Raw genomic sequence first — 16,661 nt, forward strand, 5'->3', positions numbered from 1 at the left:
CTGCCCGGCCAAATCTTAACTGGGCGAATCGCAGAGCCAACGATAACAATGCGCGGATGCTGAAAGATTTATCCGCGCTATTTTTTTCAACAATCGAGCCGGCCTGGCTGAACCGCTGGAGCGCACGCCATGCAATATGAGGCAGCGGCGCTGGGTGCGGCGCTGTGCTGGGCGATAGCCGGCATGATTTCTTCCGCGCCGGCCAAACATCTTGGCGCAATTGCATTCAATCGCACCCGCATGGTCATCGTGCTGGTTATCCTCGGTGGATATGCGTTTGCGACGGGCTCCTGGCTGAGCATTGGCGGTCCGGAAGCCGAGCTTTTAATCATCTCCGGTTTCATCGGCATCTTTGTTGGCGATACGGCGCTGTTCCTGACACTCAACCGGATGGGACCACGGCGCACTGCAATCCTTTTTGCCACCAACGCACCGATGTCCGTGGTTCTGGGATGGATGGTGCTGGGCGAAGCGCTCTCTTTTGCAGCGTTGGCAGGCATCGCCATCACCATCGCCGGAGTGGTGTTATCCATCGTTTTCGGCAAGCGGCGCGCGCAGCTTCACCACTGGGAAAGCATCACCGGGCCGTTGTGGGCAGGCATTACCCTCGGACTGATCGCCGCGCTTGCCCAATCAGTCGGCTCGATCATTGCACGGCCGGTGATGGAGACCGGGGTCGATCCAGTCGCAGCATCCGCCTTGCGTGTGGCTGTTGCCGCGCTCGGACTGACCGCGCTGATGCGGCTACCCTATGAGCAGTTCCACCAGCGGGGTGAGCTGACGAAACGCGTGACCGGCCGGATCGCGCTTTCCGGCATGCTCGGCATGGGCCTCGGCATGACGCTGCTGCTCTTTGCGCTGGAAGGCGGCGAAGTGGGCATCATCTCAACGCTGTCGGCAACGTCGCCGGCGTTGATGCTGCCGCTATTGTGGGCAACGACCGGGGAGCGGCCCGCATTCGGTGCCTGGATCGGTGCGGCACTTGTGGTTGGAGGAACGGCGCTCATCTTCATGAACTAGCGGTTAGCGGTTTCGCTCAGCCATTCGATCAAGACCTTCCGTCCGCCCGCATCCCTCATTTCCATGGGGGCCATCTCGCAATCCGACGTTGCCGCAAGTCTGTCGGGGCCACGACCGTGAAGCGCGCTGCAAAAATCCATATCGCTCTCGGCGGGGCCAAACCCCGCCGATTTTAACGTCAGTCCGCGGTGTATTCCGGTGTGGTGGCAAGGAACTGTGCATAGGCATCCGCATTCGGCGGTGTGAGATTTTCCGCCAGCGCATTGCGGCGGCGTTTCTTCGCGCCCATGTCGGCGATCAGTTCGTCGAAATGCATAAAATGGAACGGTGCGGAACACAGGCCGCCATAAACCTGCGCGGCCGGGCGTTTGTTGCGGCGCCAGTCCAGTACCATGTCGATATTGTCGCGCATCTCTTCATCGCTTGGCTGATTTTCAAGCATGCCATCCGCATAGCGAACCAGCCAGTTAGCGGAGAGCTCCGCGCTCAAAACGGTGCAGAATGACGAGTTGAAGCCGACGAAGCCCATGTCCGGAAGGTCCGGATTGGCGATAATGCGGTAAAGCCTGTATTGCCCGTCCGGTTCGACCAGTTTCTTCTGGTAGTCGTCGGGAAGGAAAGGCACGCCGAGCTTCCAGCCGACCGCAAGGATTGCGACATCGGCGGGAACCGTTTCACCGCCGGTCAGCGTGATGTGTCCCGGTTCGTATCTGTCGAAAGTGCCCTGAATGGCACGGATGCGGCCGCTCGCAACAAGGTCGAAGAAACCAGGCGTGACGATGGGCACCGAACAATTGACGCCGTCCTCGATACGGGTTTTCGGTTTCAGTCCGGTCTTGCCGAGCTTGAGCTGCATCGAAAGCAGCGATTCAAGCGCGCGCCAATTGGCCCAGATGAAGGGCGCGGCAATGGCATATTTGAACCGGTCAAGGGCCGACAAGCCCCAACCCTGGAACATGTTTTCCTGCTTGCGGATGTAGAGGATACGCTTGAAGTTGATCAGTCCGCCGATGAAATAGGGTATGCGCCACACCGACTCCAGATAAACGATGGTGACCGATTTCGCTCCGTTGTTTGCTGCATGGACGGCAATGTCGGTCGCCGATTTGGAAAAGCCGAGAACAACGACATCCTTGTCCACGATTGTCTCGGGATCGGTATATTCGGACGAGTGCATGACCAAGCCGCCGGCGGCCTCGAAATCTTCCTGTCCCGGATGCGTCAGGATGTTCTTTTCGCTGAACTGCCCCGTGCACACCGCCAGGAAGTCGAAATCCTCGCGCGTTGTATTTCCGTCGTTCAGGATTTCGAGGGTCCAACCGGGTGCGCCATCCTCGCGACGTGCCATTGAGACCACCGAAGTGTGAAAACGGATGAATTCGCGCAGCCCGTGATCGCGCGCATAGTCGTCCAGATAGGCGTGCACCTGGGGGCCTTTTGGCCATTCCGGATAGTTGTCCGGCATGGGCTTATCCGTGTAGCGGTAGAGATCCTTGGGGCTTTGGGTTTGAACATCCGGATAGGATCGAGACAACTCCCACACGCCGCCAAGGTCGTGGCTGCGTTCCAGGACCGTGATCTCGTGCCCCTTGTCCTTGAAGACCTTTGCGGCAGCCAAACCGCTGACGCCTGCGCCAATGATCGCGACTTTCTTGCGCTTGACCATGACATACCTCCCTCGTCGCCTGCCGGGTGGGCCGGCAGGCCGTTTTGATTTTGTTGTGTTGAGCGGACCAGGCGGTTGCGCGCCCGTTCTTGCCTGTTTAGTCGTTGGCTTCCGGCGGCAGGAAGTCGACCTCGTGCTGCGCAGAGACCTTCACCACTTCTTCCGGATCTTCCAGATTGTGCAGGTTGTTGAACAGCTCTTCGAGCTTGCGGGCCGGCGACACCCAAAACAGTGCCCGCGCAGGCTTGTCCGACTTGTTGAAATAGCCATGCGGGATGCCACGCGGCATGCGCACGAGGTCACCGGCTTCTGCCTGGACCCACTGGCCGTCCAGCTTCAGGTCGAGCACGCCCTCCTGAACAAGAATGAACTCGTCCTGCGTCGGGTGTACGTGCACTGGCACGAATTGACCGGGCTCCGAATTGGTCTCGAATGCGAAAGTCGTGTCGCAGCAGGCCTTCGGATAGTAGGTCTGACCGAGAATATTCCAGGTCTTGTCAGCGTAGCCAGTGCCGTCGCGCGTGATGCCCTTTTCCAGATCCTGTGCCATGATTTTCCTCCCTATTGACAGTATCCATATGTATTTTAAGCTTGAAGAATGAAGCCGACCCGCTGCGCTGTCTATCCGATTTGCGCAAAAACCGACCGGGATGCGATGCCATGACGCCGCTTTCGCAATACGCATTGTTCAGGACGAGCGATCCCGACCATGCGCGCGAACTTGTCGCGCAAAAGTTCTGTTCGCACCGCCTGGAGACAATCGGCGCACACAGGATTTTCGATGCGTGTCAGCATTCCGTGCGCGGTGCGATGCTGTCAATCAACTATATACGCTATGGCGCCACAGTTTTGATTGACCCTGGCGAGCTGCAAGATTTCTATCTCATACAGTTGCCGATTAACGGAGACGCACAGATCGCCAATGGAAATGTTGTATTCGATTCCAACGCGAGCAACGGGAGCGTCTTGAACCCTGATCGCAAGACGCAGATGATCTGGCAGGCAGGCTGCGAGCAGCTCATCATCTATATCGACCGTGAGGCAATGACATCCTTTGCCGAACGGATGATCGGGCGTTCCCTTTCCAAGCCGCTGGTTTTCGATCCTCATATCGTCCTGGAGAGGCAGGATACGCTGTGCTGGCGCCACAAGGTAGCGGCGTTCTATGCGGCGGCAGATGACGGCAGGCTCTTCTGTTCGGCAGCAACATTGCAACAGCGCATGTTGGAAGAAGAGCTGATGGCCGAGTTCCTGCAAATCCAACCAAGCAACATCTCTCAGTTCTGTCGGGCCTCGCAGCCGTCACTGGCTCCCGGCTATGTCAGCAGGGCAAGGCGATATATTATCGAGAATGCCGACAGGCCCATTGCATTAGGCGACATTGCCGCCGCCGCGGATGTATCAGTCCGCGCACTGCAGTACGAATTCATGAAGGTTCTGTCACAAACCCCGATGCAGGTTTTGCGAAGGGAACGGCTGATGCGCATCAGGCAGGAACTTGCTTCCGGGCATTGTGACAACACTGTCGCGCGGGTTGCCGCCAAATGGGGCATGCCGCATTTTGGCAGGTTTTCGAGATATTACTCCAGCGAATTCGGTGAGCTTCCGAGCACCACGCGGCAGGCGGCAAACGAGGTCAGGCAGTAGGGTAATCCGCGAGTGGAAACGTGCCGGTACAATCGCTATTTGAAACCGTAAGAACGGTGCCGGATCCTGTGGTTGGCTGCACTTCAATAATCCGTGTCAATATTTGTTTTTCGAAAAATTAGCAAAAAATATCGATTAAATTCACGAAATTATTCTTAGGGTTGTGGATAGTGAGAGTCCGGATTTGAAGTTGTCGGACAAGGCACAAAAATTTTTCCAGACTATCTGCATCGATTTACCCATCGATTTTTACTGGTTTTTGAAAGGCGTAGAGCTATATGTGCACAAAGAGTGTCCATTTACCCGCAAGGATATATATATCTGAGAATCATGCAATTTGAGCGTTAGAAATATTGAATAGTAATCCACTGTCAGTATTGAAATACTATATTGCTATATTACTTCTTATCTTATAAGCAGAGTGCCGTAATTCATTTTCATGAATGCATAACATGTAGCGGTGGCTTGAGATGGATTACGGATAATGAACTAAAAAATATCTGAGGCGCAAAATGAGTGAAGCAATAGAAGAAGGCCGGGATGACCGGTTAGTAGAGTTAACGGCTGACGTCGTGGCGGCCTATGTCAGTAACAATGTTGTACAAACCAGCGACCTTCCGCATCTGATTGCGGAAGTACATTCCGCTCTCGGATCGACGGCGATGAGCGAGGAAACAAAGGCTGATTCACAGCAAAAGCCTGCCGTTAACATCCGTAAGTCGTTGCAGGAAAACCAGATTTCCTGCCTGGAATGCGGCTTGAAATTCAAATCTCTGAAACGTCACCTGATGACCTATCATGGCCTGACGCCGGAAGCTTACCGGTCCAAGTGGAATTTGCCGGCCAGCTACCCGATGGTTGCACCCGCCTATGCGGAAAAACGATCGAAACTGGCTAAGGACATGAAGCTTGGCCATAAGCGGCGCGGCTGATTTGAACCACGGCGCAGATCAAAAGTGACTGCGCCGAACCTGCTGCACATCGACCAACGGTTTCTGCCGGCATCCATGGCAAAACAAGCCGGCAAGAACAAACAACTCCGTCAATTGTTCCGGCCGGGCGTTTTTGTAACGCCCGCAGCGTCCAGCTCGGACCGTTCCGGGAACCATATTGCCGTGTGCTCACGGTCGTAGATGCGCGCCAGAAATTTTTCGGACAGGCGGCGCTGCTTGAAAAAATTCCGGTCGCGGTCCTGCTCTTCGCCGACATCGACGTTTGGCATGACAATGTCCGTGTCCAGCCGGTATGCGTGAAATCCGAGTTTCGCATTGCGCCCGAGTGTTCGTTCCTCTCCGGCCATGAAAACGATTGTGCAGGCAGAGCTGCACTCATCCTCGACATGGGTGCCGATGCGCTTGGGAAGCAACAGAGCTGCCAGGCCGCGCGCTTCGTAAATGTTCCCGCCGGTGCTTTGGAGTTCGATGCGGCGGATATCGGGTTCTGCTTCGAACAATCGAACGGCAGCCTTGGTGACACCGAGCGCGATTGTACCGTTGAAGGTCAGAACCTTTCCGTCATCGGACACCGCCATGTCGTATTCGGCCGCATGCTGGCGATCCATAATTGTCGTGAACAGTTCGCTGTCCGGTTTTGCAAGCGTCATTTGATAAAGACCGAGCCACTGCGTCGCTATGCCGAATACGGCCACTGCGATGGAAGCGTAAATTCCCCAGGTCGGCGCCATGCCGCCTTTGGCAAGCATGTGGTTTTCAGCGGAGCGGACCAGCCCCACCATCTGCCAGACAAAGATCGTGAAGTCGGCGGCAACCAAGACGATGACAGCGGAAGCGGGAAGCGGATCCGGAGCCACCAAATGCAGAGGAAAGAACCATATTGCAAGACGCAAGGCGACAAAGTTGATCCAGAACGACCGGAACAGTGGCTGTTCGCCACGCCAATGGGTGCGCAAATAGTTCATGCCTTCAATATAGTGCAAATTGCCAAAGACAATCACGTCACCTTCATTCCCTATCGTGGAATGACGGCAGAGGGTGTGCATTCGGAACCCGGCTAATTGCGTGCGTTGCGTGCGTCGGTTCAGCTTATTTCGCCAGCAGCCATCAGACGTTCCTCGGCGATGCGGTCGGCAACGACATCGGTCGGCGCGTTCTCGGCATCGGCACGTTTGAAGATTGTCGTCAGCGTGTCCCCGATACTGCGGACATCGGCTTCAAGCACCTCGTCCTCTACATCATGACGGGCAAGGGCGATGACGCCACCGGCATTGATGACATAGTCCGGAGCATAGAGAATACCGCGTGCGGCGAGGGCTTCGCCGTCATCGGGCTCGGCAAGCTGGTTGTTGGCGGAACCGGCAATGATGGGTGCGCCAAGCTGCGGAATGGTGACGGTGTTCAGACCGGCACCGAGAGCACAGGGCGCGAATATGTCGGCCTCGACCTTGTGTGCGTCCTCTGTGTCGACAGACTTCGCGCCGAACGCATTGATGGCCCTGTCGACGGATTTCTCGTTGATGTCGGAAACGATCAGTTCGGCACCCGCGTGATGCAGGAAGCGGGCGAGCGTGAAGCCGACATTGCCGAGGCCCTGGATCGAGACTTTGCGTCCATGCAGATCGCTCGAGCCGTATTTATGAGAAAGGGCCGCCTGGATGCCGTTATAGACACCGAGTGCGGTATAGGGGGAGGGATCGCCCCTGTGGTTCTGGGCGGTGCCGCGCGCATGCTTCGTCGCGCAGCCGATCATCTCTATATCGCTCGGTGTAAGACCAACATCCTCGGCAGTGATATACAAACCGCCGAGTGCATCGACCTTCTTGCCGAAGGCGCGCATGAGTTCCGGTGTCTTGTGCACCTCGGGATCGGCAATGATGACCGCCTTGCCGCCGCCAAAGTCGAGGCCCGCGAGCGCGTTCTTGTAGGTCATGCCGCGCGACAGGCGCAACGCATCGGTGAGCGCCTCGTCCGTGCTCCCATAGGGCCACATCCGACAGCCGCCGAGCGCCGGGCCGAGCCGTGTATCATGAATGGCGATCACCGTGTAAAGGCCAGTTGCCGCATCGTGTCCGAACACGATTTTTTCATGCCCGTCGAATTCCGGATGATCGAAACCGGGCCAGTTCGGTGTGCCGGTTGTTTGCCGCTTTGACGTAAGCTGCATCAAAGGCCTCCTGGAGTTTTAACCAGTTACCAGACCAGATAGTGGCGGCTCGCCGAGACGAATCAGCAAACCCTTCTACTATTGTATATGAACCTCGTCGCGTGTGATTTAAAGCGGTTGAAACACACAAGTATTTGAACGCGGGAATGCGCCAAGCATACGAGGAATACACCACAATAACAAAGGCATAGAAGAAACGGCTGCAGTAAATGCAGCCGTTGCCTTCATTGGACGATTTGGCTCATTTTGTGGCCTAACCGCGTCGGTTGCCGCCTTGCATCCGGCCGTGGCGCGGCTGAACCGCATTTGGCTGGCCGGCCCTTTGCCGTGGCTGAACGGCCTGCGGCGGGTTGGCGCGTGGCTGCCTTGGCTGAACCACTCTTGGCGGGTTGGCACGCGGCTGCCTTGGCTGCACCACTCTTGGTGGTGTAGCGCGCGGTTGCCTTGGCTGCACCACCCTTGGCGGAGTGGCACGCGGCTGCCGCGGCTGGACCATTTTTGGCGGATTCGCCCGCGGCGGCAGCGGCTGAACAGCCTTGGGCCGGTTTGGCTTCGGAGGCGTTATTTTCGGTTGGCGCGGCGGCAGCGGCTGCACGGCCTTAACCCGCGGCGGCGGCCGATAGTAGCGGTCCCAGTTACGGTACCACGGGCGGCCGTAGTAGTAGCGGTCCCAGTAGGCGCGGTTATAGACCACGATCGTAAGACCGATGGCCGGGGCTATCGCCGGCGTGATAATGTGCGGCTCGCCCAGATAGGTGATCTGGATATAGGACGCGGACATCCATCCGCGCTCCGTTCCCCAGGAAACGTCGCACCAGTTGTAGTTCTCCAGGCATCCATAGGTGGTGATCGGTGTGCCGTTCGGCACGGTGACGATCACCGGATAGCTCGTGCCCGGGCCCGCACGCAAATTCACGTTTGCGGTAGTAAAACTCGGTGTTGCAGCTTGCGCAGCTCCTGCGAGCGAAGAAGCGCCGATAATTGCAAGCATACCGGTCAATATTCGCTTGTACATTGTCTGACCAATCTTGTTGCTTGTGTTGTGGATTACATAAGGGAATTGAATGTGACCGTTTGGCGGCGGATCAAGTACTACTTTTGATGCATAAAGCGGCTGTTCAAACGGCGTTTGTTGACGGCCCGCAAGAGCCTGCTCGCCGGCCTGTTAACGGCGGTGTGCAAACGGCGGGTAATGCTCTAGGGTTTCAACCGGGCATTAGAATCAACCACATGCGAGCGGCGGATATGATGACAAGATGGTTCACGGCAGGCCTTGTTATTTTCTGCATGGCTTTTGCCGCCTTTGCGCAATCCGCAGACCAAATACCGCCGAGCGTTGTGGTCGCTGAGGTGAAGAGCGAGGTTGCCCAGGCAGCGGGCAGTTACGTGGGGCGCGTCGCCGCCGATTCAACCGTCGATCTCGTCGCCCGTGTTGAAGGTTTCCTTGAAAAGCGCAACTTCGTCGAAGGCGGATTGGTCAACAAGGGCGACGTGCTCTACCAGATTGAAAAGGCGCCCTATGAGGCAAGCCTGTCCAAAGCCGAGGCGGAACTTAAGGGCGCTGAGGCAACGGCGAAGAACGCCGAGCTTTATTTGGAACGCCAGAAAAAACTGCTCGAGACGGGTGACGTGCCGCAGTCGACTGTAGACCAGGCTGTTGCCACGCTAGGCGCCGATCAGGCGGCTGTCAGCGAAGCCAAGTCGGACGTTGAAACCGCGAAGATCAATCTCGGCTATACCGATATCGTAAGTCCGATGGACGGGCGTATCAGCCAGTCCGCCATCAGTGTCGGCAATCTGGTGAATTCGGATAGCGGCACGCTTGCGACGATTACCAGTGTCGATCCCATCAACGTCAATTTCTACATCAGCGAAAAAGATCTGCTGGAGGAGCGCAAACAAGGCCTGATGGGCGAGAACAGCTCCAAACTGACCGTAAAGATCACGCTTGCGGACGGCGAGCTTTATCCTGCTATGGGGCGGGTGACCTATATCGACAATGAAATCCAGGCCGCCACCGACACAATCGAGCTGCAGGCGACCATTTCGAACAAGGACGGCATTCTGATCGCCGGCCAGTTCGTGACGGTTGAACTGGACAATCCCGATGCCAAACCGGTCCTGACCGTGCCTCAGCCAGCCTTGCAGCTCGACAAGGACGGGCATTTTGTTTTCACGGTGGGTAGCGACAACAAGGTAGAGCGGCGTAACGTCAAACTGGGCAAGCAGCTGTCTGGCAACTGGGTGGTCACATCTGGCCTGAGCGAGGGGGAAAAAGTGATCGTCCAGGGGCTGCAGAAGGTTCATGAGGGCGTCGAGGTAAAGCCCGTCCCGGGTCAGAGCTGAGCGGGGACCGGACATGACGCTTCCAGCCTATTTTATCGATCGCCCGAAATTCGCGATCGTCATCGCGATCCTGACGGCACTTGCCGGTGCCATCGGCATCCGCTTCATTCCCATCGCGCAGTTTCCCGATATCGTGCCGCCGCAGGTTTATGTGACTGCGAGCTATCCCGGCGCCAACGCGGCGCTGATACAGGAAGCGATCGCAACGCCGATCGAGGAAAAGGTCAACGGCGTCGACGGCATGATCTACATGTCGTCGTCGAGCTCCAACAGCGGCACCTATGAGCTGACGGTGACCTTCGAGATCGGAACCGACCCGGATATCGCGGCGATCAATGTGCAAAACCGCGTTTCGCTTGCAGAGCCGATACTTCCGGCTCCCGTCATCCAGCAGGGTGTAGTCACGTCCAAGCAGTCCGGCGATATGGTGATGGTGCTCAACCTCATCTCGCCGAACGGTACGAAGGACGCTCTTTTCCTCAGCAACTACGCGGCAAACATTCTGCAGGATCCGCTGAGCCGGGTCAGCGGTGTTGGCGCAGTCAACCAGTTCGGATCGCTCAACTACAGTATGCGTGTGTGGATCCAGCCCGACCGGATGGCCGCGCTCAATATCGATGCATCTGACATATCCACCGCCATCGAGAACCAGAATGTGGAGGCCGCGGCCGGCCAGGTCGGGGCGCCGCCCTTTGGCGATCAGACAACGGATTTTCAGTTCACCCTAGAAGCCGACGGGCTGCTGAAGACTGTCAAAGAATTTGAGAACATTATCGTTTCGGCAAATACGGACGGATCAGTCGTGCGGCTTTCGGATGTTGCGCGCATTGAACTCGGATCGGAGACCTACGATTCCTCGGCCAAATACAACAACAAGCCGTCCGCCGCGATTGCGGTCTACCAGGAAAGCGGTGCAAATGCGCTGGACGTCGCCGATGCCGTCTATGCCCAGATGGACGAGCTGGCGACGAAGTTTCCCGATGACGTCACCTACGAACTGAGCATGGATGTCACGACGGCGGTGCGGGTCTCCATCGAGGAAATCCTCTTTACGCTGATGATAACGACGGCGCTGGTGATCGGGGTGACCTTCTTCTTCCTCTTAAGCTGGCGGGCGACGATTATTCCGGCGGTTGCCATCCCTGTTTCGCTGCTTGGCGCGATGGCTCTGCTCTATCTGTTCGGTTTCAGCGCCAACATGATCACGCTCTTTGCAATCGTCCTGGCGATCACGCTGGTTGTCGACGATGCAATCGTGATCATCGAAAACGCGGAGCGGATCATGGAGGAAGAGGGGCTTGAGGCCCGAGAGGCGACGCTCAAGGCAATGGACCAGGTCACCCGTCCGATCATCGCCACGACCTTCGTCCTTGCGGCCGTCTTCGTCCCCGTCTGTTTTTTTCCCGGCGTGACGGGAAAACTCTATCTGCAGTTTGCGCTGACGATCATATTCGCCTTCGGAATATCGGCAATCAACGCCCTGACCCTCGGGCCGGCACTGTGCTCGATGCTCCTCAAGCGCGGCGCCGGGACGCCGAAATCATTTCTGCGGGTGATCCCCGCGACCATGGACCGGGTACGCAACCTTTATGTACGCCTCGTCGGCCTCATGCTGCGCTACATGATCGTATCGCTGGCTGTGTTCGCGCTCTTTGTGGCGGCGACCGTCGTCCTGTTTCAAACCACGCCAACCGGCTTTATCCCGCAGGAGGACAACGGCATCCTGCTTGGCAGCGTCGAACTGCCCGACGGTGCCTCCCTGTCTCGCACGGAAGCCGTCATGAGCAATGTCAGCGAGATCGTATCGGCAACACCCGGCGTGAGGTCTGTCATCACCATATCCGGCTTTTCCATGATGGCGGGCCAGAAGCCCAGCATCGGCATGGTGATCATTTTGCTCGACCCGTGGTCAGAGCGCAAAACCGAGCAGACGCAGTGGTATGCAATCATGGCCGATCTCAGCAAAAAGCTTGCCGCGCTGCCCGAGGCGACGTCCTTTGTTTTCCCGATGCCGTCAATTCACGGCGTCGGTTCGAGCGGCGGCATATCGGCTCAGCTGCTCGATTTTTCCAACGGCAAGGTCGAGGATCTGGATGCAGCCAAAAAGGCTCTCGTGACGGCCCTGAACGCAGCACCGCAATTCGGCCAGACATACAGCAACTTCTCCGCCAGCTCGCCGCAATACTACCTGGCGATTGACCGCGACCGGGCGGAAACTCTCGGTGTGGATGTCAGTGATATATTCACGGCATTGCAGGCCAATCTCAGTTCGCTCTATGTCAACAACTTCATCAAAGCGGGCCGGGTCTACTGGGTGGTGATATCGGCCGATGCACAATTTCGTCAGACAACCGAAGACATCGACAACATCTACGTCAAAAACGCCGATGGGGATTCGCTGCCGTTGCGCGTTCTCGTCAGCAAGTCCCCTAAGCTCGGGCCGCAAACAATCTACAGGTACAATCTCTTCCAGACCGCATCGGTCAGCGGTCAGCTGAATGACGGTGTGAGTTCGGGCCAGGCGATCACGGCCATGCAGGAAATCGCTAACAAGACGCTTCCAGAAGATTACGGCATCGAGTGGACTGGCGTAACGTTGCAGGAAGTCGAAGCCGGAGGTCTTGTCCTTTACATATTCCTGCTCGCCATTGTCTTTGCCTATCTGTTTCTCGTTGCGCAGTATGAGAGCTGGACACTGCCCATGTCCGTTATGGCTTCGACGGTATTTGCCGTTTTCGGCGCGTTCATTCCATTGCAGGTCGTTCCCGGCCTCAGCAATGACATCTATGCACAGATCGGCATCGTGCTTTTGATCGGGCTCGCGGCCAAGAAGGCGATCATGGTAGTGGAGTTTGCAAAAGTGCGCCGCGAGCAGGGGGCGAGTATTCATCATGCGGCGCTGAGCGCTGCCAAGTTGCGGTTTCGTCCGGTCACGATGACGGGCCTGTGTTTCATCATCGGCGTGCTGCCGCTCATTCTCTCCAGCGGTGCCGGTGCGGCGGGGCGCATTTCCATCGGATTTCCCGTGTTCGCGGGAATGATCATCGACAGCACCATCGGCCTTTTGATGATACCGGTACTCTATGCCGCATTTCAGACCATGCGCGAGAAGGCACGCCATTTGGTGCAAGGGCGCGAGGCGGCGGCAAAATAACTTCAGTGGCCGTTTGCGCCGAACAATGCCGGGGACTTGTCAATTTGGCTGAATCGCTGAACTATCTCGCCAACCGCAAAGGCGCGTCAGATCGGAGTCTGGAATGAACAACCGTTTTCGCAATCTTGTCTACGGCCTTGCATTCGCCATCATGGTCGGGTTCGTTCTGTGGATTGGAAGACCGATCTTCATTCCGATCATTTCGGGGATCATCTCGGTCTACGTGCTCAGCACAGCCGCGACAAGCCTCGGCAAAGTGCCGGTCATCGGCGCGCTCATTCCGTTGTGGCTTCGCCACATCGCTGCCCTGCTTGCGTTCATATTTTTCGGGTTTCTGCTGGTCCTGCTGTTTGCCGAAAACGTCCAGAAGGTCATTGCTCTGGCTCCGCAATATCAGGCGACTTTGCTCGGATTTGCCGGCGATATCGCTAAAATGCTGGGTATCGATGATGAACCGTCCTGGAGCACCATCAGAAATCTCATTCTGGGCGAGATAGACCTGCAGAAACTGATCAGCACCACGGTCACATCGGTTTCTGTGCTTGGCGGGCAGGTGTTCGTGGTTTTCCTCTACGCCAGTTTTCTGATGGCCGAACGGCTGCATTTCAGCCGCAAGATCGTAATTGCCGCGACAACGCACCAAGAGGCCAAACGCATTATGGAAGTCGTCGGCAACGTCAACGAGCGCATCGGCAACTACCTGACGGTCAAAACGCTGGTCAACGTTCTGCTCGGGCTTATCAGCTACATATGCATGCGTCTTATCGGTGTTGATTTTGCAGGATTTTTCGCCGTTCTGATCGGTGTGCTCAACTATATTCCCTATGTCGGATCGATGGTCGGCGTGGCGTTTCCCGTACTGTTGACGGCTGCGCAGTTCGGTTCGATCGACACGATCATTATCGTGCTTGTTAGTCTGACGGCGTCCCAGATGTTCATGGGCGGCGTTGTCGAGCCGCGGATGCTCGGCCGTTCGATGAATCTGAGCCCGTTTGTCGTGCTGATTTCATTGACCGTGTGGTATGCGCTCTGGGGTATTGGCGGTGCAATTCTGGCCGTGCCCATGACATCCGTTGTCGTTATCATACTTGCCGAGTTCGAACCAACGCGGCCGATCGCGATACTGCTTTCCCAAGACGGCCACATAGCCGACAGGAACGATGCGGCTGAGGAGGCGGTCAGCTAGCGGAATCATCGGGCTGGCGGCCGGGGCCGGTTTGACTGGCCTCGATTTCCTCATCGATCACGGTTTTGATATGGGCAATTGTCTGTTGCAGGTTGCTTGGTCCGCCTTCGACTGTGTGTGTGTCCGGATCGAGATATCCGCCGGGGCCGTTATGGGCCATACCGTCGATTGGGATTGTTGAAATCAAGCCGTGTTTGTGCGCTTCATTCCAATGTGATTTTCCAAAGATCCGCCAGCGATGAATGAAGAACAGGCCGCCGATCTTCGCCACACGGTCCCGCGAGCCCTGGACGTGAACAATGCGATCGAGCGACGCAATGCCGGGGTGGGACGAAAGAACGCCGCCCAGTGACAGAAGCGTCAGGCGGCTTTGAAACTCGCCATGCAAAAAGGGTGAGGCGCCGAGTGAGATCTCGGCGCCGCCGCTGTAGCCAAGCATGATGACCGGCTGCCGCGATTTCAAAGCATGGCCGTTGAACAACAGCTTCTCCCGCATGATTCTGTAGGTGCCGGCGCTGTAGATTGGGCCATACCGCCCATCGGCCGCCACAAGCACCTGGAACATGTTGCGCAGGCGAATGAGATTTTGCGTCACAAAGGCCCGGTGTCTGCCGGAAAAGCGCCAGAACCGGGCAAAAATCCGTTGGCCGGTCAGCGGGATGCCAGCCGGCGAATAGGGGAAAAAATCGTCGATGATGGTTGCGTAGGGCAGTTCCTGTTTGAGCTCGTCAAGGAAATGCTGTTCCAGTTGCGGGTGCCGCTCGCCGGTGATCGTGCCGATGCCGGTCACATAAAACACCACTGCCTTTTTTCCCGGCACGGCAGGCTGGCCATCTGCAGGACCCCGAGCGTACTGTCCTTCTTTGTCAGCATCACCTTCCGGGTTCACCGTCCATCGTGACCACCAGGTCATCGCTTCGAACGGTGCCGTGATCAGCGCAATAAACAAGGTTACGCCCGCAACCAGAACAATCCCGAACAATAGCTGCTGGAGATCACTCATTTGGGGCGCACTCTTTGTTTGACGAAATCCAGCACCTGGTCTGACGTAAATCGCGACAATTGCCGGCTGGCAAACAGAAACCCGCCGCTCTTTGCCGCGCGGCTGCGTGTGAAGAACAGCCGCTCGAGCAGCGACACGGCTATCCATCCCGCCAACATACATGCGGCACCTGGAAGGAAAGGTACCTGCGCGCCGTAGAAAAGTCCGTACATCATTGTCAGGCAGGTCCAGCCGTAGAGAATGTACGAAATGATGATTCCGATGCTTGGCAGCACGGCGAGGAAGCCGAACACCAAAGGCGCCGTCGCGACGAATATGACCGAAATGAAATTCCACGGCGCTGCCACGACACCGAACAATATGGCGGCAAAGAACACTGAACAAGTCATCCACAGCCCGAGGCGGACGGTCAATGAAAGACCGCTGAAAATGAGCCCCAATACAAAGCCGATCGGCGACGCCGCAACAAGGAAAAGCGCAAAGCACTGACCGAGAAGAAGGGAAACTCCAGCCAGAAATACCACCATAGTCGACACGAACCGCGTGCGGTCATCCATGATCGCCGTATCGTAGACGGTCGGGTCGAACCACAGAGCCCGGCCGATCATGTCCCGAAGCTGCGTTATGATATCAAACCATTCCATGACGGTTTCCGGCGCCGTTCGATTTATGTCAGGAGGCTTGCCCATTTCTACAGAAAACTCAATGCAGTGAAGTGGATTTATTCAACCTGCACGATAGATTGGAGTTGAGTTTCAAATGTCCGATCCAAGTTGACACACCGCCACACCCGCACGATGGAGATCCAGCCGATGCCCGAATTCGAAGACATCATCACGACACGCGAAGAGCTGCGCGAAATCGTCGGCGAACCTATTCAACGGGTGAAGGAAAAGGTGATGCCGGCGCTTGACCGGCACTGCAGGAACTTCATCGAACGCAGCCCTTTTGTCATCATCTCCACTTCGGACGGCGATGGAGACGGGGACGTTTCACCCAAGGGCGATCCTGCAGGATTTGTCAAAATACTGGACAACAATACCCTAGCGATTCCGGACAGGCCGGGAAACCGGCGTGTCGATGGTTTTGAGAACATTCTGCAGAACCCCAGTGTGGGTCTTCTGTTTCTAATTCCCGGCAGAAACGAATCCGTTCGCGTCAACGGCACCGCGATGATTGTTCGCGATGAGCCTTTGCGCCAGTCGATGTCGATCAGGGGGAAACTTCCCAAGCTGGTCCTTGTCGTGAATGTTGAAGAGGCTTTCTTTCACTGCTCGCGCTGCATGATCCGCTCCGGCCTTTGGGAGCCGGACAACTGGCCTTCGCAGGATGGCCTGGCCTCGATGTCCGAGGTCATGTTCGATATCGGCAAGGGGATCGACAAGTTGGAAGACATCCAGACCCTCATCCGGGAATCCGAAACCGACAAACTCTACTGACGGGTTTGACGATCGGTGAATTAGAGTTTCGTTTCAACGAGTGCTTGCAAATGTTCTTAATATGTTCCATTAACAAAAGG

Annotated in this window: 14 protein-coding genes; 7 read left to right on the forward strand and 7 right to left on the reverse strand. The window is 56.6% G+C overall.

Going from position 1 to position 16,661, the window contains the following annotated elements; genetic code table 11:
- Positions 1–129 precede the first annotated feature (129 nt).
- On the forward strand, positions 130–1,020 hold the full coding sequence (locus tag ABVT35_RS09660; protein ID WP_368466116.1) for a DMT family transporter: 891 nt from the start codon (positions 130–132) through the stop codon (positions 1,018–1,020).
- Between the two features lie 178 nt (positions 1,021–1,198).
- Here the strand turns inward: ABVT35_RS09660 and ABVT35_RS09665 are convergent, their stop codons facing one another.
- Both ABVT35_RS09665 and ABVT35_RS09670 read right to left on the reverse strand, forming a co-directional pair.
- A complete protein-coding gene (locus tag ABVT35_RS09665) occupies positions 1,199–2,686 on the reverse strand; it encodes a flavin-containing monooxygenase (protein WP_368466118.1) in 1,488 nt (495 codons plus the stop codon).
- Between the two features lie 97 nt (positions 2,687–2,783).
- Entirely contained in the window at positions 2,784–3,236 is a 453-nt protein-coding gene (locus ABVT35_RS09670; RefSeq protein ID WP_368466119.1) for a cupin domain-containing protein, read from the reverse strand.
- A 110-nt stretch (positions 3,237–3,346) separates the two neighbouring features.
- Between ABVT35_RS09670 and ABVT35_RS09675 the strand changes: the two genes are divergently transcribed.
- Together ABVT35_RS09675 and ABVT35_RS09680 are read left to right on the forward strand one after the other, a co-directional pair.
- The gene (locus ABVT35_RS09675; protein WP_368466120.1) at positions 3,347–4,333 is read left to right on the forward strand and encodes an AraC family transcriptional regulator; all 987 of its coding nucleotides are present in this window, start codon (positions 3,347–3,349) and stop codon (positions 4,331–4,333) included.
- A gap of 512 nt (positions 4,334–4,845) precedes the next feature.
- Positions 4,846–5,265: a MucR family transcriptional regulator gene (locus ABVT35_RS09680; RefSeq protein ID WP_368466121.1), complete on the forward strand. Its 420-nt coding sequence runs from the start codon at positions 4,846–4,848 to the stop codon at positions 5,263–5,265.
- Positions 5,266–5,375: 110 nt separating this feature from the next.
- On the opposite strand, the gene ABVT35_RS09685 is transcribed toward ABVT35_RS09680, so the two are convergent.
- The 3 genes from ABVT35_RS09685 to ABVT35_RS09695 all read right to left on the reverse strand — a co-directional run bounded on the left by ABVT35_RS09685 (position 5,376) and on the right by ABVT35_RS09695 (position 8,468).
- Entirely contained in the window at positions 5,376–6,287 is a 912-nt protein-coding gene (locus ABVT35_RS09685) for a hypothetical protein (protein WP_368466122.1), read from the reverse strand.
- An 83-nt stretch (positions 6,288–6,370) separates the two neighbouring features.
- Positions 6,371–7,453, reverse strand: coding sequence for a Glu/Leu/Phe/Val dehydrogenase dimerization domain-containing protein (locus ABVT35_RS09690; RefSeq protein ID WP_368466123.1), 1,083 nt, complete (start codon positions 7,451–7,453; stop codon positions 6,371–6,373).
- 253 nt (positions 7,454–7,706) lie between these two features.
- Entirely contained in the window at positions 7,707–8,468 is a 762-nt protein-coding gene (locus ABVT35_RS09695) for an SH3 domain-containing protein (protein WP_368466124.1), read from the reverse strand.
- Between the two features lie 233 nt (positions 8,469–8,701).
- Here ABVT35_RS09695 and ABVT35_RS09700 point away from each other — a divergent pair, with 233 nt between their 5' ends.
- The 3 genes from ABVT35_RS09700 to ABVT35_RS09710 all read left to right on the forward strand — a co-directional run bounded on the left by ABVT35_RS09700 (position 8,702) and on the right by ABVT35_RS09710 (position 14,139).
- Complete coding sequence (locus ABVT35_RS09700; RefSeq protein ID WP_368466125.1) at positions 8,702–9,799, forward strand: efflux RND transporter periplasmic adaptor subunit; 1,098 nt, start codon at positions 8,702–8,704, stop codon at positions 9,797–9,799.
- Positions 9,800–9,812: 13 nt separating this feature from the next.
- Complete coding sequence (locus ABVT35_RS09705; RefSeq protein WP_368466127.1) at positions 9,813–12,953, forward strand: efflux RND transporter permease subunit; 3,141 nt, start codon at positions 9,813–9,815, stop codon at positions 12,951–12,953.
- Positions 12,954–13,056: 103 nt separating this feature from the next.
- A complete protein-coding gene (locus ABVT35_RS09710) occupies positions 13,057–14,139 on the forward strand; it encodes an AI-2E family transporter (RefSeq protein ID WP_368466129.1) in 1,083 nt (360 codons plus the stop codon).
- Here ABVT35_RS09710 and ABVT35_RS09715 read toward each other — a convergent pair.
- Both ABVT35_RS09715 and ABVT35_RS09720 read right to left on the reverse strand, forming a co-directional pair.
- Positions 14,132–15,142, reverse strand: a complete 1,011-nt coding sequence (locus ABVT35_RS09715; protein ID WP_368466131.1) for a hypothetical protein — start codon at positions 15,140–15,142, stop codon at positions 14,132–14,134. The genes ABVT35_RS09710 and ABVT35_RS09715 overlap by 8 nt on opposite strands.
- On the reverse strand, positions 15,139–15,786 hold the full coding sequence (locus ABVT35_RS09720) for a hypothetical protein (protein WP_368466132.1): 648 nt from the start codon (positions 15,784–15,786) through the stop codon (positions 15,139–15,141). The genes ABVT35_RS09715 and ABVT35_RS09720 overlap by 4 nt, the downstream gene beginning before the upstream one ends.
- A 168-nt stretch (positions 15,787–15,954) precedes the next feature.
- On the opposite strand from ABVT35_RS09720, the gene ABVT35_RS09725 reads away from it, so the two are divergent.
- The gene (locus ABVT35_RS09725) at positions 15,955–16,581 is read left to right on the forward strand and encodes a pyridoxamine 5'-phosphate oxidase family protein (protein WP_368466133.1); all 627 of its coding nucleotides are present in this window, start codon (positions 15,955–15,957) and stop codon (positions 16,579–16,581) included.
- Positions 16,582–16,661 lie beyond the last annotated feature (80 nt).

The sequence above is a fragment of the Hoeflea sp. TYP-13 genome, assembly GCF_040932035.1.
Lineage (GTDB): Bacteria > Pseudomonadota > Alphaproteobacteria > Rhizobiales > Rhizobiaceae > Hoeflea_A.